Origin of the sequence: Hymenobacter lapidarius (assembly GCF_001816145.1) — a bacterium.
Classification (GTDB): Bacteria; Bacteroidota; Bacteroidia; order Cytophagales; family Hymenobacteraceae; genus Hymenobacter; species Hymenobacter lapidarius.
Window position 1 is genome coordinate 56,157 of the sequence record NZ_MDZB01000164.1, and the last position, 22,432, is coordinate 78,588.

Below are 22,432 nucleotides of genomic sequence, written 5' to 3' on the forward strand. Positions count from 1 at the left end.
TTGCCAGCATCAAAACCGGAAATTGTACGTCAGGGAAGGAATTACCGGAATCAGCGACACCTGCTTGGCCTGGAAGCCCGTGATGCGGTCGTTCTCGTCTTCGATGTCTTCAAAGAACACAAAGTAGGCATTGCGTCGGTTGTAGGCGTTGTAGATGCTCAGGGTGAGGTCCTGGTTGAGCCGGGCCCCTATTTTGTACACCACGCCCAGGTCGAGGCGGTGGTAGGGGATGAGCTGGTAGGAGTTGCGATTGGGGTAGATGGGCACCGGACGCGGGTCGACGCCGGTGCTCGAACCGGGAATGTCCTGCATTCCAAACCGCCCCAGCGGCAGCGTGGTGAGCGAGCCCGACGTGTAGATGAAGCTGCCCGTGAGGTTGAGGCGCGGGCTGAGCTGGTGCAGCACCACCACGGTAAGGTTGTGGCGGCGGTCGTAGGTGGGGCGGAAATCCTCGCCGTTATTGATGCCGTTGGTGCCGCGCTGGGGCTGGAAATTGCGCCAGCTCCAGGCCAGGGTGTAGCCTATCCAGCCGGTGGTTTTGCCGGTTTTCTTTTCCAGGTACAGCTCGTTGCCGTAGCTCCAGCTTTTGCCGAAGATAAACTCAGCATCCAGCTCGGGGTTGACGAAAAGCTGGGCGCCGTCGCGGAAATCCACCTGGTTGCGCCCCCATTTGTAGTACACCTCGTTGGTGAGCAGGTACTTGCCTTTGCCCAGCAGGAAGCTCGCGCCGCCGCTCACCTGCTGCGACTGCTGCGGCTTCACCGACAGCCGCGAGGGGTACCAGATGTCGGTGGGCAGCGAGGCGCCGGAGTTGGTCACCAGGTGCACGTATTGGTACATCATGGCGTAGCTGGCCTTCAGCGACGTATTGTCGCTGAGCGAGTAGCGGGCCGAGCCACGGGGTTCGAGGCCCCCGTAGCGGTTGCTGCCGCTCTGGAAACCCGTGAGGCGCAGGCCGCCTTCCAGCTGCAGCTTGTCGGAGGCCTTGTAGTTGTCGGAGGCGTAGAGGGCGCCGTCGAGGCCATCGTAATTTACATCGGAGCCAAAATTCACGCGGCCGTCGCCGGAATTGGCCTCCAGCCGGCCCACCCCAAACTGGTGCTGAGTGAGCTGGGCGCCGGCCTTCAGCAGGTGCCGGTCGTTGGGCGTGTACTCAAAATCGGTGCGGGCGCTGTAGTCCGTGATTTTCGAGCCCAGCCCGAAGCTGAACTGGTCAAACCGGTTGGTGAGGTCGTAGTTGTAGTCCGACACTGACACCGAGGTATTGACAAACAGCTTATCCGAGAACGTGTGGTTCCAGCGCAGCGTGCCAATGGTATTGCCCCAGTTGAACTTGAAATTGAAGCCGCCGGGGCTGTTGAACCCAAAGGCGTCGCGCCCCAGGTAGCCGGTCAGGAACAGCTGGTCTTTCTTGCCCAGCGTGTAATTGGCCTTGAAGTTGAAATCGTAAAAGTAATAGTCCGGAATGGGGCTGTAGTCCTTGGTGTCCTCGTTGGCCTTGTTGAGGGCCCGTGTGAAGATGTCGAAATAGGTACGGCGGCCCGATACGATAAACGAGCCTTTGCCCTTGTTGATGGGGCCCTCGAACGTGAGGCGGGACGAAATCAGCCCCACGCCGCCCGTGACCACGTAATTCTGCCGGTCGCCCTCGCGCATCTTCACATCCACCACCGACGACAGCCGCCCGCCAAACTGCGCCGGAAACCCCGACTTGTACAAATCCACGCTTTGCACCGCATCGGAATTAAACACCGAGAATAGCCCGAACAAATGGTTGGGGTTGTACACCAGCGCGTTGTCAATCAGCACCAGGTTCTGGTCGGCCGAGCCGCCGCGCACAAACAAGCCGCTGGTGCCTTCGCCGCCGCTTTGCACGCCGGGTTTGAGCTGCAGCGTTTTCAGAATGTCGACCTCCCCAAACAAAGCCGGCAGTAGCTTGGCTTCGCGAATGGTGAGCCGGTCCACGCCCATCTGGGTCGATTTGAGCTTTTCGGCCAGCGTCACGGTGCCTTGCACCACCACTTCGCCCAGCTCGTTGCCGCTCTCTTCCAGCGTGAGAGTCAGCCGTTGGTTTCGAGTCAGGTTCAGCTCCCGGGTGAGTTGCTGGTAGCCCACAAACGCCACCACCAATTGGTGCCGCCCCGCCGGTAGGGCCAGGGTGAAATGGCCCAGCGAGTCGGCCGCGGTGCCCGTGCTGAGGGCCGGCACCGCCAGGCTGGCGCCGGGCAGCGCTTCCCCCTTGTCCCCGCGCACCGTGCCGCTGATGGTGTAGCGCGCGCCCTCCTGCGCCCAAATAGACCCCCAGGAGCCGGCCACGCACACCACCAACACCATCAACACCAGACAACGCGCAGCAGAACTAAAAACCATGGGAAAGCAATCGGGTAGTACGCGAAGGTATTGCCGTATCCAACGCCCGAACCCCGCAGATAGTTTGGCTGCCGCCGATTAGAAAACGCCGCCGCCGGGGCTGGTTATTTCCCTACGTAGGGCTGCAGGGCTTGCGCAATCTGGGCTGCCGGCACCACGCCCGCCTGCCGCCACACCGGCTCCCCCTGGTGGAACAGAATCAGCGTTGGGATGCTCTGCACGCGGTATTGCTGGGCCACGGCCGCGTTGCGGTCCACGTCAATTTTGATGACCCGCAGCTTGCCCCCGTGCTGGGTGGCTACCTGCTCCAGAATGGGAGCCATGGTTTTGCAGGGACCACACCAGGTGGCGTAAAAGTCAACCAGCACGGGCATGCCGGGGCTGTTGATGAGTTCGGGGAAGGACTTGCGAGGCACGACGAAACAGAAGAAGGTGAAACCACCAGCGGCCAAAAGCGCCGCGCGCCCAACCGGGCCGGTACAGTGCCTAAACGAAAAAAGCCGGGCACGAGGCCAGGCTTTTTTCGTTTTAACGCCAAGAACCGAATTTTTAGCGGCGCCTATCTGGTAATTATCGTCACGTCGTTGCCCACCTCGGGCAAATCAAACCGACCGCCAACGGCTTTCACCCCCTTCACCCGGCACTCCCAGGTGTAGCGGCCCGGCGTGGCCGAAGCAGCTTCGCCGGTATCGGTTTTGAAGTAATTCGGGTCAGAGGGGTCGGTGGGAAACATCACATCAACCCCCGTTTGGCCGGGGGCCAAGTCCTTTATCAACAGGTAGTCTTTGCCGGTGCGTTCGTTGTGCACCACAAAAGTGGCCGTATAAGGGCCAAGCTGTCCGTACTTGTCCAGAATGCCCAGCTTTACCTGCGCAGTAGTGCTCACCATCCACGTTTGAGCTTTCGCCGAGGGTCCTGCGCTAACTAGTAATAGTACTACCAGGGCTCCCGCCAGACGGCCAACCAAAGACGAGTGCTTTGGCGTTAAAAAAGGGGGTAGGGATGTTGTCATAAGTGAAATCGGAGTGAAATTAGTAGCGCGTCAGACCCAGTAATGAAATACCAATAAGCATATTACTCGCCAAGATAGCGCGCTTAAAACTAATGCGCAACTTAGCGCGGCACACTGGTGTTTAAATTCAACAAAATATTTTCTCCAAATCTGCCCTTAGCTGCGCTATGCCCAGGCGTCGTTCATTGCCGGCCACCTGGCCACCATCCAATCTATCGGCCGCATCAGAAATCCGCTGCGGCCTCTGCGAGCGCGAAGTGCAGGCCACTTCGCGCCACCACCTGGTGCCGCGCGAAGAAGGCGGCCACCACGGCCCCATCGTGGACCTGTGCCAGCCCTGCCACAGCAGCGTGCACCGCTTCCTTAGCAACCGAGACCTGGCCCGTCGCTACGCTTCCGTGGAAGCCCTGCGCGCCGCCGAGGAGCTCCAAACTTACCTGCGCTGGATTCGCAAGCAGCGCGTGGAGCGCATCAGCAACCGGCGGGGCCGGCGCTAGGGCAGGAGGGGCCCCACCGCCGGGCGCTGCCCAAACCGGATTTATGCCGCAGCTTTGCCATATGAACCGCTATTTCGTGCCTTTTGCGCAACTTCGGCAGCAGCCTACCATTGTGGTCGATAGCGTGGGCAACGGCGCCGCCCTCACCCTGGCGCATTGGCGCGGAGCCACCACGCCCGCACTGCTGCGCAACGACACCAGCGCCGGTTCGGCGCTGCGGGCCTTGCACCAGCCCGCCACTGCTGGCCTGGAGGCGGCGGCCGTTACGGCCAATCATTTCGACATCGACGGCTTTATTGGGGTGTGGAGCCTGCTAAATTCCGAATTGGCGCTGCACCACGAAGAATTGCTGCGCCTGGTGGCCGTACTGGGTGATTTCAGGGAAATAAACTGGTCGCATCCGCTGGCCGACCACGCGCTGCAGCTGGTGTGCTGGCTGAATGCCGAAGAAAAAGCCCGCTTCTACGAGCCCTTCGGCGCGCCCTTGCGCCGGCGGCGCGAGGACGAGGCCTCGGCCGAAAAGTTCGAGTGGTTTCTGCCGCGCTTCGCCGCCGTGCTGGAAAACCCCGCGGCGGACCGGCCGCTGTGGCTGCCCGAGTTTGAGCGGGTAAAGCAGGCCGCTGCCGTGGTGCAGGGGCCGCGCAGCAAGCATCGGAACCACCCCGCAATCGGTCTTACGGTGGTCAGTACGCCGCAGCCCGTACCTTATTATGCGCTTTTCGGCGCTACGGCGGGGTTTGATATCGTGCTTGCGCTTTATGAAGGAAACCGCTACGAGCTGGAGTACAAATACACGACCTGGGTTGACCTAGCCAGCCGCCCCACGCTGCCGCGCCTACCCCTGGCGCCACTGGTAGCGCGCCTGAACGAGCTGGAAACCAGCCCCCAGACCTGGGCCGCTGATGGCATCACCGACACCGGCCCGCTGCTGCGCCTCAGCGGCCCGCGCAAGCTCAGCAAAGCCCAGCGCTATGCCGACCCCGACGGGCGTCCCATTTACCCATCGTCCATTCCGCCCGAAATATTCGAGCAGGAGGTGCTGGCCTTTTTCAGGCAGGGCTACGCCCACATCAAGCCCAAAAAGTACTGGACCTGGGCTGAAATCAAAGCCGCCGGCCAGTAGCGTGGGCTTTCAGACCGCGAGGATGATATGTTGTAGCGCGGACTAAAAGTCCGCGTTACAGCCCAATCACGCGAATCGAGCTGACGCCTCCCGCGCCTTTGCGAACGTTGATTTGGGTGCTCACCCGCTCCTTCAGCGCCTCCACGTGGGAGATGATGCCGATGGTTTTGCCGGTGCCCTGCAGCATTTCCAGCGCCGTGAGGGCCACATCCAGCGCTTCGGGGTCGAGCGTGCCGAAGCCTTCGTCGATGAAAAGCGTGTCAATCTGCGTCTTGCGACCGGCCAGCTCGCTCAGGCCCAGAGCCAGAGCCAGGCTCACCAGGAAGCTTTCGCCGCCGGAGAGGGAGTTCATGGAGCGGGAACTGCTGGCTTGGTACTCGTCGAGGATGAGCAGGTCGAGGTGCTCGTGGGGGTTGCGCAGGATGCGGTAGCGGTCGGTGAGGCGGGTGAGGTGGCGGTTGGCCAGGTCCACGAGGCGCGCCAGGGTCAGGCCCTGGGCAAACTCGCTGAACTTCTTGCCGTCGGCCGAGCCAATGACTTCGGCCAGCTGGCGCCAGCGGCGCGCTTCCTGCTGCTGCTTGTCGAGCGCGGTGGCCAGGGCCATGTGGCGTTCCAGGCCGCTGCGGTGGCTGTTGAGGCGCTCCTGCCGCTGCCCCAGTTGCTGGTTGAGGTGGGCCAACTGGCTGGCGTGGGCGGCCAGCTGCTCGGCAATGGCGGCCAGGGGCTCGGGCGTGAGGGCGCGGCCTTCCTCCGTCTGGAGCTGCTGGGCGGTTTCGGTGAGGGCGTGCTGGGCGGCGGCCACGGCTTGGTCGTGCCGGGTGAGCTGCTGGGTGAGGCGCTGGGCCACGTCGTCGGGCAGCAGGCGCTCGGCCAGGGCGGTGGGAGCGGGCGGCAGGCCCGCGGTGCGCAGCTCGGCCACCAGGGCAGCGTAGCGCGTGTCACGGGTTTCGGCGTGCTGGGCGGTATCCTGCTCGCGCTGCTTCAGCTGGCTTTCGGTGTTTACCAGGGCCGCTTCGTGCTTTTGCAGCAGCTGGTCGGCTTGCATGAGTTGGTGCTCGGCGCGCTCAACCGCGCCGGCGAGTTCGGTGCGGGTTGCGGCCACGTCGGGGCCGGCAAAAAGTTGCTGGCGCTCCTGCTGCTGGGCTACCATGGCTTCGTGCTGGGCCAGGAGGGTGGTTTTACGGTTTTGCAGCCATTTGTGTAGCTCGTCCCGTTCGTCCTCCTGCTGCTGCAGCACGGCCGCTATGGTGCCGGCCTCTTTTTCGGCTGTAGCCTGAGTTGCTTTCTGGCGTTGGTACTCAGCACCCGATTCCTTGAACTGCCGCATCAGCTCGGGCCCGTTTTCGCCGTTGAAAACCAGGCCAAAGCTGCTGCTGAGGCTGGCCAGCTGGTCGCGAACCAGCGGCTCCCGCTCCCGGGCATCGGCCAAATCGCCGCGCACTTTGGCCAGCTCCAAGGCCAGCTCGCGTTGCTGGTCGGTGGCTTGTTGCGCCCGGCTTTGGGCTTTGGCAAGCGTTATGTCCAGCTGACCCTGCTGCTGCTGTAGCTCGCGCAACTGCTGCGCGAGTGTGCGCACCAGCGTCGGGACGGCGGCTTCCTCAGCCTCGCTGGGGGGCGGCAATGCGGCGGGGTGGGGCTGGGCGCCGTTGCTAGTCAGCAACTCGCCAAAGGTGAGCAGGTGGTTGAGCCGCGCGTTTAGAGCGCGCACCCGCTGGCCCAATTCTTCCTCGCGGGCCTCGTCGGCTCGCACCGATTCGCTGCTCACGCCCAGCTCTCCGGCCGCGAAGGGGTGTTCCAGCGCGCCACACAGCGGGCACGGGTCGCCCGCGGCCAGGTGCTGGCGGGCTTCATCGTGCGTCAGAATAAGGTGCTGCGTCTGCACGAGGCGGCGCAGGTCAGCGTGGGCCCGCTCCAGGTCGGTGTGCTGGTGGCGCAGGGCTGTTTCGTGGGTTTGCAGGCGCGTAAGCCACTGGTCGCGGCTGCTGGCGGCGGTTTGCTGTTGCTCGTTGGCAGCCGCCAGGGCCTGGGTGGCCGTGGCGGCCTCGGCCCGGCCCTGGGTGGCGGCAAGCTTGGCGGCCGTCAGGCGGGCCTGCAGCGAGGCTTCGGCACGGAGCAGCTGGCCCAGCTCGGCCCGCAGGTGCTCCCAGTCCTGCAAGTTGGCGGCCACGGTGGGCAGAGTGTCGCCCAGCTCTTCCAGGTGCAGGTGGAGCGTGAGCCACTCCGCTACCTGTCCGCTTTGCCGCCGTAGTTCGAGCAAACGGGCACTGGCGGTGTCAATAGCCGCTTTCAGCTGCTTGCAGCGGTCGTTTTTATCGGCGTATTCCTTCTTGTCTTTTTCCAGCTGGTAGCTGGCGGCTTGCACCTGCACGTCCAGCTTTTCGGCTTCGCGCAGCCGTGGCTCCTGCTCTTTTTGGGTGGCCACGGCCGTTTCGCGCACCGTGGCGGCGGCGGTGCGGGCGGTGCGGGCGGTGGCCAGCGCTGCTTGTAGCTGGGGCAGCTGCAGGCGCAGCCCTTCGGTTTCGATGCCCAGTTTCTGGTGTTGCTCGTCGGCTTGGCGCAGCAGGGCCCAAGGCGTCTGGAAGGGGAGGGCCTGCTCGTGCCGGGCCACGCGCTGGCGCACCGGCGTGAGGATTTCGGCTTCGGAACTGAGTTCGTGCAGGCGCGACTGGCTGCGCTGCTGCTGCCCGGCCAGCTCGTCCAGACGGCGGCGCCAGGCCTGGGCTTCGGTCAGGCGCTGCTGCGCAGCGGTGGCAGCCTGCAGGTGGTGGCCCAGCTCCGCCACGTCGGCCTCTAGCTCGGTTACTTCCTCTGCCCCCAGCAAAACCACGCCAGCAAGGCCGGAGCGCAGCGTTTCCACGCGCAACGTTTCCTGCTTGGCGCGCTCGTAGGCGGCTTTTGAAATGTCGGAATACTTGCGGGTGTCGGTCAGTTTTTCCAGCAGCTGGGCCCGCTCGCCGGCCGAGGATTTCAGGAACTTCGTGAACTCGCCCTGGGCCAGCAGCACGGAGCGCAGAAACTGCCGGTACTCCAAGCCGCTCAGCTCGGCTACTTTGGCCGGCACGCGCGACTTATAGGTTTCCAGAAACGGCCAGGTGGCTTCGCCATCCACGAAAACCTGTTCGCTGAGCTCCATTTTGGAATCCTGCAAGGGGTTTTCGGGGCGGCGGCGGCCGCGGTGCTGGCCCCACTTGGCGCGGTACACCTTGCCGCTGGCCTGGAACTCTACTTCGGCCCAGCTTTCGCCGGTGCCGTGGCTCATCACCTGCTCGGGGCCGCTGCCGTCGTGGCGCGGCACCTGGCCGTAGAGCGCCAGCGTGATGGCGTCGAGGATGGTGGTTTTGCCGGCGCCCGTGGGCCCGGTAATGGCAAAAAGGCCGGCATCGGAAAGCGGGCTGGTGCCAAAATCAACCTCGTGCTCGCCGCGCAGCGAGTTCAGATTACAGAAACGGACGCGGAGAATCTTCATGCGTGGGGCATTCCTTCCAACAATTCATCAAAGGCGGCCAGTAGTTCCGCGCGCCCGGCTTCGGGCTCACTTTCTAGGCGCTGGGCAAACACCTGCCGCTCCGTGAAGTCGTGCAGGCTGGGGGTGAGGGGTTCGTCGCCTTCGCCCGGCTCGCCCAGCGGGCGCAGCTGCACTAGGCGCAGGTGGCGGCGGGCCAGCACTTCCACCTGCTTGCGGTCCAGGGCCTGAATGACGGCAAGCAGCGCATCGGCTACTTCCAGCTGCGTGCGCTCGGAGCGCACTTCCACGTCGACCCAGGCGGGGAGCAGGTAGCCGGTATTATCGTAGCCCACCAGCAGCGCCACCACTTCTTCCAGACCGCCGTGGAAACGCAGCAGCCGGCGCGTGCCCGGCACCGGCAGGGCCGTGAGCGTGGCCAGCTTGCCCGCTGCAAAATCCAGCAGCAGCACTTCTTTGCCGTGGTCGATTTCCGAAAAAGACAGCGCGATGGGCGAGCCGGAGTAGCGGATGTGCTCGCGTCCGCCCACGCGCTGCGGCCGGTGCAGGTGCCCCAGCGCCACGTAATCGAACACTTCCGGGAAATGCTCGGCCGTGACCTGGCCCAGGTTGCCCACGTGAATGGTGCGCTCCGAGTCGGAGGGCGCGGCCCCGGCGGCATACAGGTGGCCGGTGGCCAGCACGGGCAGGCCCTGCGCCTTGAGCTGCCACACGTGCTCCACCTCCGCAATGCGGGCGTAGTGGTCGGCGATGCCTTGCCTGAGGCGGGCTTCGCGCTCCTCGGCCGTTTCGCCGGGCACGGACAGGCGCACGTCGCGGTCGCGCAGGAATGGCACGGCGCACACCACCAGGCCAGGCTGTCCGGCGGCATCGTTCAGCACCAGCACTTGGTCTTCGAAGCAGTCGGGCACGCAGCCCACCACGTGCACTCGCAGGTGGCGCAGCAGCCGCGCCGGGGCGTTTAGGGTAGCGGGTGAGTCGTGGTTGCCGCCCACCACCACGATGTCGCGGCAGGCGGTGCCCTGCATTTGCAGCAGGAAATCGTAGTACAGCTCCAGCGCTTGGTTGGCGGGCGAGCCGCTGTCAAACACGTCGCCAGCAATGACCAGCACTTCCACGGCCTGCTCGTGCACGGTGGCCACCAGCCAGGTCAGGAAATGGCGGTGCTCGTCGGTGCGCTCGTGCCCGCTAATGAAGCGCTGCCCGAGGTGCCAGTCGGCGGTGTGAAGAATGCGCATAGGGTAGAGATAATCTCAAAGATACCCAAGACGCGAGGAATCAAAAAATAGCCAATTGTCCAAAAAACCCACAACGTTCGCTGTCAGGCGCCAGCATAAGGCGTTTATCCGCTTTGTTCAACAACAACATACAACGGACTTCCTGTTTGATGTTTAAGCTGCTTACCCCTTGAACGGATGCCAGAAGTATGAGCGAGGCTTTTCATATTAATTACAAAACGCGGCCCTTTACATTCATGTCATTTTCGTCCTCTGTCGGGAACAAATTGCCGTTGCTAATTTTTGGAACTGTGGACATTAACCGCTAACCATTTCCAGTAAATAAGACCATAAAATCCACCGCCGATGGTGAAGCTGAACACGTCATGGACCCTAGATGTACTGAACTGCGGAAACCCTGTAATGATGAGGAAGGGCGTACCAATAAGGACTATAGCTAACACGGCTGCTAGGGCGCTTCCAACAAGTACAGATGCGGCCCAGCTGGGCCGATTTAATTTGCGGAGTAATAAGATATGAAGTAAAATAAAGGGCAAATACACGTACCAGCCAAAGACCAATATGATTGCAAAAATGTAAATAAACGTTGGTCCAATCCCCAAAGAACTAGTAAAGCTCAATAATAAGGATGCTACTGCCAAGGCAATAACTATGGCGAGTAATATTCTAATTATTCTCATTTGAGAGTCCTTGCTCAAGAATGATTTCAGAGTGCAAATTGCCGGGGTTGGCTAGCATGTACCAGTAGCTCTGAATAGGTTGTTACAGCGTCGCAATCTGCTTTCGAAAATCAATGCACCTCCTGCTTCTGAAACTCCGCTATCGCCTCGCCCAAATCCAACACCTGCACGCCGGGCAGGGCATTTTGCACGATGCTGGCCCCCACCGCCGAGCGGTAGCCGCCGGCGCAGTGCACCAGCACGGGTTTGGTGGTGGGGATTTCGTGGGCGCGCTCGCGCAACTCGGGAAGCGGGATGAGCAGGGCATTTTCAAAGACCGGGGTTTTGGCCTCGGCGCGGTTGCGGATGTCCACGATGGTGAAGGCGTCGGGGTTCTGGCGCACCTGGGCCACGTCCACGGCGGGGGAGGTGTTGGGCAGCACCAGCGGGGCCAGCAAAGCGCCTTTTATGTTGCCCTCGTAGCCGATTTTGGCGGCTTTGCGCACCACCGCGTCCAGGCCAATCTGGGAGTCGGATAGTAGGTAGAACGGCTCGGCGGGGCCTATGATGGAACCCAGCCAGGTCTCGAACTTGCCGCCGTCCTGCAGGTTGAGGGCGCTGGGCAGGTGGCCGGCCCGGAACTGCGCGGCGGGGCGGGTATCAATAATGAGCACGCCGGGCTCCAGGGCGGCGTTGCTGCCGGGGTGGGGCACCGCCCGGATGCTGTCTTCGAAACTGGGGGCGCCCTGGCGGTTGAGCTGCACGTCGTGGCCGAAGTACTTGGGCACGAAGGGCTGGTCTTCCAGCAGCACCTTAACGAATTCCTCCTGCGACATGGGCTGCAGGGCGTAGTTCGTTTTGAGCTCCCTTGCAATGGTGCTGTCGAGGTCGGGGCTGGTGGTTTTGCCGCAGAGGCTGCCGGGGCCGTGAGCGGGGTATACCCGCGTGGTGCCGGGCAGGGTCATAAGCTTGTTGCGGGTGCTGCGGTAGAGCTGGGCGGCCAGCTCTTCGCGCTTGTGGCCGCCCACGGCCTCGTCCTCGCGCAGGTCGGGCCGGCCCACATCGCCCACAAAAAGGGTGTCGCCGGTAAATACGGCGCGGCTTTGGGCCAGCTCGTCCAGGAGCAGGATGCTGATGCTGTCGGGCGAGTGGCCGGGGGTGTTGATGGCGTGTAGTTCGACGGTGCCTAGGGTGATGCGGTCGCCGTCGTCAAACGTTTTGTGGGGGTACTTGGCGCCCACCAGCTCGCTGCAGTAAATAGTGGCCTCGGTTTCCTGAGCAATTTCCAGGTGCGACGACACGAAATCGGCGTGCGGGTGCGTCTCAATCACGGCCACGATGTCGGCCTCGTGCTCGTCGGCAAAATCGTAGTAGGGCTGCGGGTCGCGGGCCGGGTCGATGATGGCGACCTGGCGGCCGCAGCGCACGGCGTAGCTGGCGTGGGACAGGCCCTTGTCGTAGAATTGCTGGATTTGCACGGCCGAGGCCGTGCTACTGGGGAGGGGAGGCATGGGTGGTGGGGATTGAGGCGGGAAGGTAAAGGCAAGGACCGTCGTCTGGTCCGACCAAACCCGGAGGGGGTGATTTGGTCAAATATAAATACCGGTCGTCGGGTTTTGCTGCCGCTTACCGGCGGCAAACCAGTGGGTAGCCCAGGGGTAAGAAATCGCACGCTCCATAAAGTCATGATAACTAATGATTAACATGTAAAATACCCGGACGCGTGCGGCCGGCCACAACGATACAAGAAAGCCGCTATATTCGGGCAGCTTTATTCGTCCCGTACTACCCTAACTGCGAATAAGAGCCCTCCGTCATGAAGAAAAAACTACTTCCGCTGCTGCTATTTCTGGCAGCGCTTAGCCTCGGGACTTTACCGACGTTCGGACAATCTCCTTGGGAAGAAATCCTGGGCCCAGCGGCATTTGAACCGTCTAACTCAGGTTTTGGGTACCTCGTTGGGGTCAGCTCACCTCAGCCCAACGCGGGGTGGGCAGTGCACCAGCGCTACGGTACGCGGGGCGACAAACCCAATCCGGAGGTGTTGCACACCACCGACAACTGGCTAACCACCGACGGAAAAATCTGCGACCTCGCATCGGCCATGGATGCACCCACCGATGTGGCGGCCCTGGATGGACAAACTGCGTGGCTGATGGGCGGCATTAATGGCGCCCCGTCCCTGCCCGTGCTGCTGAAAACGACCACCGGCGCCCAAGGCTTCGCCCGGATGCCGGCGACGCTGCCTGCGGCCCTCCGGAAAATTCATTTCTTCAGTGCCACCACCGGCATTGCCGTTGGCGATGCGCCGGCGGGTGCCCGCACCTGGCCGATTTACCGCACAAGCGACGGCGGACTCAACTGGGTTCCGGTAGCCAGCACCCCGGCTTCCACCACTGCCGGCGCCGAGGAAATACGCCAAAAAATCAGTCACCCGGCTACTGCCAATGGGTTGTGGCTGATTACCTCTGCCAACACGGCGCTGCACACCGCCGACGCGGGCCTGACCTGGTCGGCCACTCCCAACATTCGGTGGGTCGCGTTCGAGGACGCCCTGCAGGGGCTGGCCATCCGCGGCAGCGGCAGCAGCCAGGAGCTGCTGCGCACGGCCAACGGGGGAAGCACCTGGACCAGTATGGTGACCAGCAGCTTGCCCACCATCAACACCATGGCCGCCGTGCCGGGCGCGCCGGGTACTTATGTCAGCGGGGGCCACGTCATTGAAGGCGTTTTCACGGTGGTATCCCAAACGGCCATTTCACGCAATCGGGGCGTCAGCTGGCAGGTGATAGCAACCGAACACACCGTGTTCGAAGACTTAATTGCCAGCGGCCCCGCCCAGCTGTGGGCCGTGGCAACATACGCCGGTGGGCCTACGAATGCGTCGCAGCGGTTGTTCATGCGGCTGCGCCCAACGGTGCTGGGCACCCGCCAGCCCCTCGACCCGGCCCTGCGCGCCACCGCCTACCCAAACCCGACTACCGGCCTGCTGCGGCTGGACGGGCCCTTGCGGGGCGAAGAAAACGTGCGCGTGCACGACGCGGCGGGCCGGTTGTGCCAGGTGGGAAAAGTGTCGGAAAACCGGCGGGCTGTTGATTTGACGGCCCTGCGTCCGGGCCTTTATCAACTGGTTTTGACTGCGGCTGACGGAGCCGTGAGAAGCCTGAACGTGAGCAAGACTGAATAAACCGCGAGACAAAAAATGGGTTGCGGCAACGCTCCCTACCTCGTCACGGATAACTAAAAAGAGCCCCAGCCAAATTGGCTGGGGCTCTTTTTGGTTATCCGTGACGAGGTAGATTACGCTTTGGCTTTAACCTTGGTTTTACCGCCGTCCTTCATCTTAGCGTTGCTGCGGCGCTCAGCCTTGAGCTGGCCCAGCTTGGCGTACTGGTCGGTGGTCAGGATGGACTTGAGCTGGCTTTCGTAGCGGTCGTGGGCGGCCCGCTTCTCATTGCGGCCGGCCTTCTTATCGGTGCCGTACTTGGCCTTGAACGCGGCCGATTCCTGTTGGCGGGCCACCAGAAGCTGCTCTACGCGGGCTTCCTGGTCGGCGGTCAGGCCTAGTTCCTTGGCCATTTTGGCGGCGTGGCGGTCGGCTTTTTGGGCTGGGGTTTTGGCTGCCTTTGTGGTCCGGGCTTTGGACTGCCTGGCAGCGGCGGGCGTGGTAGTTTGAGCGAAGCTGGTGCCGGCGGTAGTGAAGGCCAGGGCAGCGAGCAACATGAGGGTCTTTTTCATGGGGTGGGGGAGGAATAAAATAGCTTGTTAAGAAGGAGGCTGGAGTGCGAAAGCGCTTCGTTGCTCACTTGCTGGGGTATTTGCAAGTGCTGTGCCAGCATTGCGGCGAGGCCATTGGCTGCCTGAAAGCCTCGATAAAGGGGAGGATATTACCCATAGAATGGGCTGGTTATTCCTTCCGCCCCCGGCGCGTCGCTCTCGCACTGGGTCGCGGCGGTCGTCTGTTAGCTGGTCGAATCTCCTGCATTGCTCCGGCGTGAGCTCGGCGCGGATTTGCTGGTTTTAGGTGGGTTGTGCGGTTTTCAGCTGCTGGGCCCTGCCCTGGCGTCCACCACTGCGGGCTTGGTTGCGGAGGCGTTGCAGTTCCTGCCGCTGGGCCAGCAGCATGGGCTGCAGCCAGGCTTGCTGGTCGGGGCTCAGGCCAAAGTGCCTGGGTAAAACGCGGTGGTGGCAGAAGCCACGAGAGGCGCGAGCAGCACAAGAACTTTTTTCATTAGGAAAAGGGAATGGGAGTGAGTGAATTGCGGGCTTGGATGCGGCCAAAGTGCCTGAGTTTAATAAGGTGGCAGCCGCGCTGGAGGAGAAGCTGGACGGGTACAAACCGGACGGGAGCGAATTTGCTGCCTATATTTCGGGCCCGTCGCTGCCGCAGTCCGCAATTTTTGAGGGCAGAAGCACTCGGCGGTTCCATTGTTAAGTTCTTTTTATTTCACACTTCTTCTTTCATTAACCCTAACAAATGGCAAGTATTTTCGCCAAAAAACCATTGGCCGTGCTGCTGGGCGAGGCCAACTCCACCGGGCACGGCACGCTGAAGCGGACGCTGGGCGCAGGTAACCTCGTGGCTCTGGGCGTAGGCGCCATCATCGGGGCGGGCCTGTTTGTACGCACCGCCGCCGCCGCCGCGCAAGCCTCGGGACCGGGCGTTACGCTCGCCTTTATTCTGGCCGCCTTTGGCTGCGTATTCGCGGGCCTGTGCTACGCCGAATTTGCCGCCATGATTCCCATTGCCGGCTCGGCCTACACCTACGCCTACACCACCATGGGCGAGTTTGTGGCCTGGGTTATCGGCTGGGCGCTCATCATGGAATACGCGCTGGGCGCGGCTACCGTGTCCATTGCCTGGAGCGAGTACCTCAACAAGCTCCTGGAGACGTTTGGAACCAGTATACCGTATAGTCTAAGCCATTCGCCCTTCGAGCGCGCCGTTATCAACGGGGTGGCCGAGCACGGCGTTATCAACCTGCCGGCGCTGCTCATCATCGTGGCCCTAAGCCTGCTGCTGGTGAAAGGCACCCAGGAATCGGCCATGTTCAACGCCGTTATCGTGGTGCTGAAGGTGCTCATCGTGGTGGTGTTCATCGCGGTGGGCTGGCAGTTCGTGAACCCCGCCAACCACACGCCCTACCTCATCCCGGCCGATGCCGTGGTGAAAAACGCCGCCGGCGAGGTGGTGCGCACCTACGAAGGCTGGAACAAGCACGGCTGGGGCGGCATTCTGGGCGGTGCGGGCATCGTATTCTTTGCTTTCATCGGCTTTGATGCCGTGAGCACGGCCGCGCAGGAAGCCAAAAACCCCAAGCGCGACATGCCCATCGGCATTCTGGGCTCGCTGGCCCTGTGCACGGTGCTCTACATTCTGTTCGGCCACGTGCTGACGGGTGTGGCCAACTGGCGCGAGTTTGCCGACCCAGCCGTGGGCGGCGAGGCTTCGGTGACCTACGCCATCGTGACGCACATGAAGGGCTACGAGTGGCTGGGTACGGCCGTTACCATTGGTATTCTGCTGGGTTTCACCTCGGTAATGCTGGTGATGCTCATGGGGCAGAGCCGGGTTTTCTTCTCGATGGCCAAAGACGGTCTGATGCCCAAAGCCTTCTCCGCGCTGCACCCCCGCTTCAACACGCCCTACAAGTCGAACCTGATGCTGATGGTGTTCGTGGGCCTGTTCGCGGCCTTCGTGCCCGGCAACCTGGCCGGCGACCTGACCTCGTTTGGCACGCTGCTGGCCTTCGTGCTGGTAAGCCTGGGTGTGTGGATTATGCGCAAATCTGACCCCGACCAGCCGCGTCCGTTCCGGGCGCCGCTCTCATCGGCCAGCTTCCCGCTGGTGCCCTTCATGGGGGCAATCGTGTGCTCGGCCCTCATCGTCGGCCTCGATTCCGCTACCCTGGAAGTGGCCGCCGGCTGGATGCTGCTGGGTTTCATCGTGTACTTCCTCTACGGCAAGCGCAACTCGCTGCTGCAAAAGGGCATCGTGGTAGTACCCACGGAGATGGACGAGCAGGCCTTCATCGAGCCTGACAAGGACAACCTCTAAGGGCTCCGCAAGGAACTGCTTTGCACAATAAAAAACCCCGCCGGTATTATCCGGCGGGGTTTTTTGTTGAAAATCTGCTGGATAAATCGAACGGATAAATCCAAAATCCGGTCCGTTAGCGACACGCGGACTCGCGGCGGCCACGTTCTAAATCAGTGCTTGGGCATTAGCTCCGACGAGCTGAGCTGGTACACGTCGTGGCGGCGGCTGCGCAGGTTTTGCACGCTCCCCTGGGTGCGCAGGCGGTCAAGAACGGACAGGTCCACGTCCGTCACCAGAATCATCTCGGTGTTGGGCGTTGCTTCGCTTTTCACGCCAGTAGTGGGGAAGGCGAAGTCGCAGGGCGTGAGCACGGCCGACTGCGCATACTGAATATCCATATTCTTGACCCTCGGCAAGTTGCCCACTGAGCCGGCAATGGCCACGTAGCATTCGTTTTCGATGGCCCGCGCCTGGGCGCAGTGCCGCACGCGGGAATAAGCCGTCTGGGTATCGGTGAGGAAAGGCACGAAAAGAATGTCCATGCCCTGGTCGGCCAGGAGGCGGGCCAGCTCGGGAAACTCCGAATCGTAGCAGATGAGGATGCCAATGCGGCCCGAATCGGTGTCGAAGGTTTGGAGCTTCTTACCGCCGGTGAGGCCCCAATACTTGGCCTCGTTGGGCGTGACGTGGATTTTCTCGTAGCGCTCGGTGCTACCGTTGCGGCGGCACAGGTAGCCCACGTTCATCAGCTTACCATTCCCATCCATCACGGGCATCGAGCCGGTAATGATGTTGATGTGGTATTTCACGGCCAGCTCGGTGAAGCGGGCCAGAATGGCATCCGAAAACTGGCTCAGCTTGCGAATGGCATCAATTTCGGACAATTCGTTGGCATCGGCCATCAGTGGGCCGTGAAACAGCTCGGGAAACAGCGCGAAGTCGGCGCGGTAGGCGGCCAGCGCATCCACGAAGTATTCCACCTGTTGCAGCAAGTCTTCCAGGCCGTCGTAGAGGCGCATTTGCCACTGCACGAGCCCCAGGCGCACCTGCGTTTTCTGGGCGATGGGCTGCACCGGGCGGGTGTCATACATCATGTTGTCCCACTCCATGAGCAGGGCGTAGTCGCCACTGGCCGCGTCGTTGGGCAAGTAATCGCGCAGCACCCGCACCGGATGGAAATCGTTGGAAAGCTGAAAATTCAGCGAAGGGTCCACTATTTCGCGGTTCTTCACCTTCTGCACGTACTGCTTGGGCGAAAGCGTTTCCTGGTACTCGTGGTAACCCGGAATGCGCGCCCCGAAGGTAATGGCGCGCAGATTCAGGCGTTCGCACAGCTCTTTACGGGCCTCGTAGAGGCGGCGCGCCAGCCGCCGCCCGCGCATGGCCGGCACCACAAACACCTCGATGCCGTAAAGCGTGTCGGCGGCGGGCTGGTGGGTGCTAAAGGTGTAGTCGCCGGTCACCTGCTGAAACGTGTGGTCTTCCTCAAACTGGTCGTGGTCAACGATGATGGCAAAGGCAGCGGCCACTACTTCGCCATTCACCGTCACCACAAACTGCCCTTCGGGAAACAGGTCCACCAGCCGGTTCAGCTGCGCCTCCGCCCAGTAGGTGGCCAGGCGCGGGTAAGCGAGAAGCATGGCGTTTTTGATGGCTTCGGCGTCGGTTTTTTGCAGGTGGCGAATCTCAGTCAGTTCGTTCATAAAAGGGGGTGTCGTGGAGTAGCCCCGGCCCCGCCCGCGTTAGAATTGGGGCCGCGCCGCGAGAGCGGAAAGCGCCCGGTTGCGGAAGCGTAGCCGAGGGATTTTGGAGCCTGGTCATGTATAAACAAGGTTCCGGGGAACTTTACGGTACGCAGAAACAGCCGCAAACGCCGAAACCAGCCCAATTGGTCATATATGGACCAGTAATCGCAGCGCCGACCACATGAAAAAAACACGCAAGTATGGAATACTTCGCAGTATCTGGCCGCTGCTTGCCCTGAGTGGCAGCCTCGCCGGGTGCTGTGGCAGCATTGATTGCGACTGTGACGTCAGCTCGGCCAGCGACGTAGTGGTGTCTTTCGACCAGGACAGCTTGCAAAGCGGCTTCCGGGCCGCCGAAATCAGGGGGGCGTATGCGGTGCGTTACGTCCGGCCCGGGTTTTTGATGCCGTTGGATACTGCCCGCCAAGTGCTTGCCGCCACCAATTTCAACAGCACCAACTACATCAGCCTGCAGACGCTGCGCTGGCCCGCCAACCCCGCGCCGCCGGCCACCGGGGAAGCGTTTACTAAATATAACTACCGGTTGGTGCTGCCCAATGCCAGCCGCAGCTACAGCATCAGCGAGCTGGAAGTGGCAACTGAGGCAGGTAGTGGCTGTTGCGGCTGCCCGTTTAATACCCGTCGGCGCTTTGTGCTCAACGGCAAGCTGGTAATAGCCGAAGGGGGCGCTTCCTATACTGTACTGCGCCGGTAGAGCAGGCAGCGTACTAAGTACTAATTGGCCTCTTTCACCTCGCTTTTCAGCTTGAGCACCCGGTCGCCGTTTTCCTGCACGATAACCAGGGCCGGGTCGTCGGCCGAGCCGTTGCGGTGAATCTCGGAGCCTTTGATGGTGCGGGCAATGGGCTCTTTGTGCATGGATTCTATTTTGCCGGTGGCCGTGCCGGTGCCGTATTTCCAGGTGACTTTGGTGCCTTTGCGCATGGGAAGTAGGGGGGAGGAAAAGAGAATGAGCCGGATTGTACAAGTTGTTACCACATTATTACTGGTATTTGTACTGAACTGTTGCCGGGCCGTGGCCCGGGGCCCTACATTTGACGGCAGCGCGGCGAACGGTTTCGTTTTATTGCCCTTTATCAAGGCGTACTTTCTCATTTTTGCATGAAGATTTCTAATCAGCAATTGCCGTTGGCGGGTCTGCTGGCGCTGTTGGGACACGTCGCAGTAGCCCAGCCCGGTACCTACCCGCGCAATGGCGTGTACGACCAGCGGCCGGGCGTGTTTGCCTTCACCCACGCCACGCTGTTCACCGACTACAAAACCCAAATCAACGACGCTACCCTGGTTATTCGGGACGGCAAAGTGGTGGCCGCCGGGCCGGCGGGCGCGGTCAAGATTCCGGTGGGCGCGGTGGTGCAGGACGTGCGCGGCAAGTTCATCTACCCCGGTTTTGTGGACGTGTACACCAGCTACGGCGTGCCCGAAATTAAGGCGGCGGAGCGCCAGGGCCGCCGCCAGGGCCCGCAGTTCGACAGCCAGAAAACCGGGGCCTACAACTGGAACCAAGCCGTTCACCCCGAAGTGAACGCGGCCGAGATGTTCAAGGTGAACAACGACCAGGCTACCGCCTACCGCGCCCTCGGGTTTGGGGCGGTGCTCACGCAGCAGGCCGATGGCATCATGCGCGGCACGGCGGCCCTGGTCAGCCTGAACACCAACCGCCGCGAAAACGAGGTGATTCTGCTGGAAAAGGCCGCCACCGGATTCTCCTTTGACAAGGGCACGAGTACGCAGGATTACCCCGGCTCGCTGATGGGCAGCATTGCGCTGCTGCGCCAAACCTACCTCGATGCGCAGTGGAACCAGCGCAGTCCCCGCCGCGAGCAGAACCTGTCGCTGCAGGCTCTGACGCAGCAAAAATCCCTGCCCGCCATCTTCCAGGTGAGCGACAAGCTCTCCGCCCTGCGGGCGGATAAGGTGGGCGACGAGGCCGGCCAGCAGTACATCATCAAGGGGCGCGGCGACGAATACCAGCGCCTCAACGACCTGAAAGCCACCGGTGCCACCTTCGTGCTGGCCCTTAACTTCCCCGATGCCTACAACGTGGAGGACGTGTACGACGCCCTGCGCATTCCGCTCGAAGACCTGAAGCACTGGGAGATGGCGCCCGCCAACCCCGCCCGCCTAAGCCAAGCCGGCGTGCCCTTCGCCCTCACCGCCGCCGACCTCAAGGACAAGAAGAAGTTTTTGCCCAACCTGCGCAAAGCCGCCACTTATGGCCTGACCGAAGCCGCCGCCCTGCGCGCCCTCACCGAAACGCCCGCGCGGCTGCTGCGGGCCCAGGACCGCATCGGCGCCCTGCGGCCGGGCATGGAGGCCAACTTCATTGTGTGCTCGGCCCGCTTCCTGGCCGACGACAACGTGCTGCTCGACAACTGGGTGCAGGGCGAACGCTACCAGCTGAGCACCGTGCCGGCCGACTACCGCGGCGTGTACAAGTTGGATTTTATATCAAGGGATAAGATTAAGAATAACGAGCTACAGGTGAGCGCGGAAGGCATGTACATGCTCATACAGGGCAAGCCCGAAGCCCCGGAGTTGAAAATCGTGCCCACGGCAGGCGATACCATCAAGGGCAGCCTGACCGTGACCAGCGACCTCGCCACGGTGGTTTTCAACCCCAATGACAAGCAAAAGGGTAAAGCCTCCAAAGCTGCGCCTGAAAAACCAGCAACTGACAACCAGCAACCAACAACCTTTCCCGAAGGCTCCGTACGCCTGAGCGGCTACTACACCCAGGAGGGCCGCGTATTTCAGGGCGATGGCCTGCTGGCCGACGGCACGCCCGTGAAATGGCGCGCCGCCCGCCTGGAAGAAGCCAGCCGCGTGGCCAATCGCGACTCGGCCAAGGCCACGCCCGCACCAGTGGTGGGCAGCCTCATTTTCCCCTTCGCGGCGTATGGCCGCACCGCAATGCCCGGCCAGCAGCCCACGCTCATCAAAAATGCCACGGTGTGGACCAGCGAAGCCGCCGGCAACCTGGAAAACACCGACGTGCTGCTGGTGAATGGTAAAATCTCGAAAATCGGTAAGAACCTGGCGCTGCACAAGGGCGGCCGTACCATCGACGGCACGGGCAAGCACCTCTCACCGGGCATTATTGATGAACACTCCCACATTGCCGTGGCCGGCGGCGTGAACGAAGGCACCCAGGCCGTGACCAGCGAGGTGCGCATCAGCGATGTGGTCGACAACGAGGACGTGGGCATCTACCGCGACTTGGCCGGCGGGGTGGTGGCCGCGCAGCTGCTGCACGGTTCGGCTAACCCCATCGGCGGGCAGTCGGCGCTGATTAAAATGCGCTGGGGCGCCACGCCCGAGGACATGAAAATTGCCGGGGCACCGGGCTTCATCAAGTTTGCCCTGGGCGAAAACGTGAAGCAGAGCAACTGGGGCGAGATGAACGTGCTGCGCTTCCCGCAGACGCGCATGGGCACCGAGCAGGTGTTTGTGGATGCCTTCAGCCGCGCCAAGGAGTATGAAAAGGAGCTGGCCGCCTACAACAAGCTGGGCAAGGGCAAGCAGAAAACAACCGAAGGCCCGCGCCGCGACCTGGAGCTGGACGCGCTGGTGGAAATATTGAACCGCCAGCGCTTCATCACCTGCCACAGCTACGTGCAAAGCGAAATCAATATGCTGTTGGCCGTGGCCGACCGCATGGGCTTCAAAGTGAACACATTTACCCACATTCTGGAGGGCTACAAGGTGGCCGACAAGATGAAAGCCCACGGCGCCAACGCCAGCACGTTTTCCGACTGGTGGGCGTATAAGAACGAGGTGCGCGACGCCATTCCTTACAATGCCGCCATCATGACGCGCGCCGGGGTGAACGTGGCCATCAACTCCGACGATGCCGAAATGAGCCGCCGCCTGAACCAGGAAGCCGCCAAAACCGTGAAATACGGCGGCCTCACCGAAGCAGAAGCCTTGCGCCTGGTAACCATCAACCCGGCCAAAATGCTGCACCTGGATGCCAAAATGGGCTCCATTAAGGAAGGCAAAGACGCCGACGTGGTGCTCTGGACCGATAACCCCCTGAGCATTTACGCCAAGCCCGAGTACACGTTTGTGGACGGCCGCGAGATGTTCAGCCTCACCGCCGACATGGCCCTGCGCGCCGACATTCAGAAGGAGCGGCAGCGCATTGTGCAGGCCATACTACTGGCCAAGAAGGGCGGGGCTGCCACCCAGGCGGCTTCCAACAAGCCCCAGGGCCTGTGGCATTGCGATACCATCGGCGAAGAAAAAGAACTAGCTAAATAGA

15 protein-coding genes are annotated in these 22,432 nt (G+C 62.0%); 6 read left to right on the top strand and 9 right to left on the bottom strand.

Going from position 1 to position 22,432, the window contains the following annotated elements; all coding sequences use genetic code 11:
* Nucleotides 1–9 precede the first annotated feature (9 nt).
* The 3 genes from BEN47_RS18795 to BEN47_RS18805 form a co-directional block, all read right to left on the bottom strand.
* On the bottom strand, nucleotides 10–2,370 hold the full coding sequence (locus BEN47_RS18795; RefSeq protein ID WP_239691665.1) for a TonB-dependent receptor: 2,361 nt from the start codon (nucleotides 2,368–2,370) through the stop codon (nucleotides 10–12).
* A 104-nt stretch (nucleotides 2,371–2,474) separates the two neighbouring features.
* Complete coding sequence (gene trxA, locus BEN47_RS18800; RefSeq protein WP_083322590.1) at nucleotides 2,475–2,786, bottom strand: thioredoxin; 312 nt, start codon at nucleotides 2,784–2,786, stop codon at nucleotides 2,475–2,477.
* A 143-nt stretch (nucleotides 2,787–2,929) separates the two neighbouring features.
* A complete protein-coding gene (locus BEN47_RS18805) occupies nucleotides 2,930–3,259 on the bottom strand; it encodes a hypothetical protein (RefSeq protein WP_070730701.1) in 330 nt (109 codons plus the stop codon).
* Between the two features lie 290 nt (nucleotides 3,260–3,549).
* Here BEN47_RS18805 and BEN47_RS18810 point away from each other — a divergent pair, with 290 nt between their 5' ends.
* Nucleotides 3,550–3,879, top strand: coding sequence for an HNH endonuclease family protein (locus BEN47_RS18810; protein ID WP_239691666.1), 330 nt, complete (start codon nucleotides 3,550–3,552; stop codon nucleotides 3,877–3,879).
* 61 nt (nucleotides 3,880–3,940) lie between these two features.
* The gene (locus BEN47_RS18815; protein WP_070730704.1) at nucleotides 3,941–5,002 is read left to right on the top strand and encodes a DUF6687 family protein; all 1,062 of its coding nucleotides are present in this window, start codon (nucleotides 3,941–3,943) and stop codon (nucleotides 5,000–5,002) included.
* A 55-nt stretch (nucleotides 5,003–5,057) separates the two neighbouring features.
* Here BEN47_RS18815 and BEN47_RS18820 read toward each other — a convergent pair whose 3' ends face one another.
* From BEN47_RS18820 to BEN47_RS18830, 3 genes are all read right to left on the bottom strand, one after another.
* Entirely contained in the window at nucleotides 5,058–8,468 is a 3,411-nt protein-coding gene (locus tag BEN47_RS18820; RefSeq protein ID WP_070730705.1) for an AAA family ATPase, read from the bottom strand.
* Entirely contained in the window at nucleotides 8,465–9,703 is a 1,239-nt protein-coding gene (gene sbcD, locus BEN47_RS18825) for an exonuclease subunit SbcD (protein WP_070730707.1), read from the bottom strand. The genes BEN47_RS18820 and sbcD overlap by 4 nt, the downstream gene beginning before the upstream one ends.
* A gap of 790 nt (nucleotides 9,704–10,493) precedes the next feature.
* Nucleotides 10,494–11,873, bottom strand: a complete 1,380-nt coding sequence (locus tag BEN47_RS18830; RefSeq protein WP_083322591.1) for an MBL fold metallo-hydrolase — start codon at nucleotides 11,871–11,873, stop codon at nucleotides 10,494–10,496.
* Between the two features lie 485 nt (nucleotides 11,874–12,358).
* On the opposite strand from BEN47_RS18830, the gene BEN47_RS18835 reads away from it, so the two are divergent.
* Entirely contained in the window at nucleotides 12,359–13,549 is a 1,191-nt protein-coding gene (locus BEN47_RS18835; RefSeq protein ID WP_070730710.1) for a T9SS type A sorting domain-containing protein, read from the top strand.
* Nucleotides 13,550–13,662: 113 nt separating this feature from the next.
* Here the strand turns inward: BEN47_RS18835 and BEN47_RS18840 are convergent, their stop codons facing one another.
* Entirely contained in the window at nucleotides 13,663–14,100 is a 438-nt protein-coding gene (locus BEN47_RS18840) for a DUF4890 domain-containing protein (RefSeq protein WP_070730712.1), read from the bottom strand.
* 739 nt (nucleotides 14,101–14,839) lie between these two features.
* Here BEN47_RS18840 and BEN47_RS18845 point away from each other — a divergent pair.
* Entirely contained in the window at nucleotides 14,840–16,420 is a 1,581-nt protein-coding gene (locus tag BEN47_RS18845) for an amino acid permease (RefSeq protein WP_070730714.1), read from the top strand.
* Between the two features lie 152 nt (nucleotides 16,421–16,572).
* Here BEN47_RS18845 and BEN47_RS18850 read toward each other — a convergent pair whose 3' ends face one another.
* Entirely contained in the window at nucleotides 16,573–18,105 is a 1,533-nt protein-coding gene (locus tag BEN47_RS18850; protein WP_070730717.1) for a carbon-nitrogen hydrolase family protein, read from the bottom strand.
* A 223-nt stretch (nucleotides 18,106–18,328) separates the two neighbouring features.
* Here BEN47_RS18850 and BEN47_RS18855 point away from each other — a divergent pair, with 223 nt between their 5' ends.
* Nucleotides 18,329–18,862, top strand: coding sequence for a hypothetical protein (locus BEN47_RS18855; protein ID WP_125921811.1), 534 nt, complete (start codon nucleotides 18,329–18,331; stop codon nucleotides 18,860–18,862).
* Nucleotides 18,863–18,882: 20 nt separating this feature from the next.
* Here the strand turns inward: BEN47_RS18855 and BEN47_RS18860 are convergent, their stop codons facing one another.
* Nucleotides 18,883–19,092 (bottom strand): hypervirulence associated TUDOR domain-containing protein, encoded by a 210-nt coding sequence (locus BEN47_RS18860; protein ID WP_070730721.1) that lies wholly within the window; start codon nucleotides 19,090–19,092, stop codon nucleotides 18,883–18,885.
* A gap of 177 nt (nucleotides 19,093–19,269) precedes the next feature.
* On the opposite strand from BEN47_RS18860, the gene BEN47_RS18870 reads away from it, so the two are divergent.
* On the top strand, nucleotides 19,270–22,431 hold the full coding sequence (locus tag BEN47_RS18870; RefSeq protein WP_070730724.1) for an amidohydrolase family protein: 3,162 nt from the start codon (nucleotides 19,270–19,272) through the stop codon (nucleotides 22,429–22,431).
* Nucleotide 22,432: the final 1 nt, after the last annotated feature.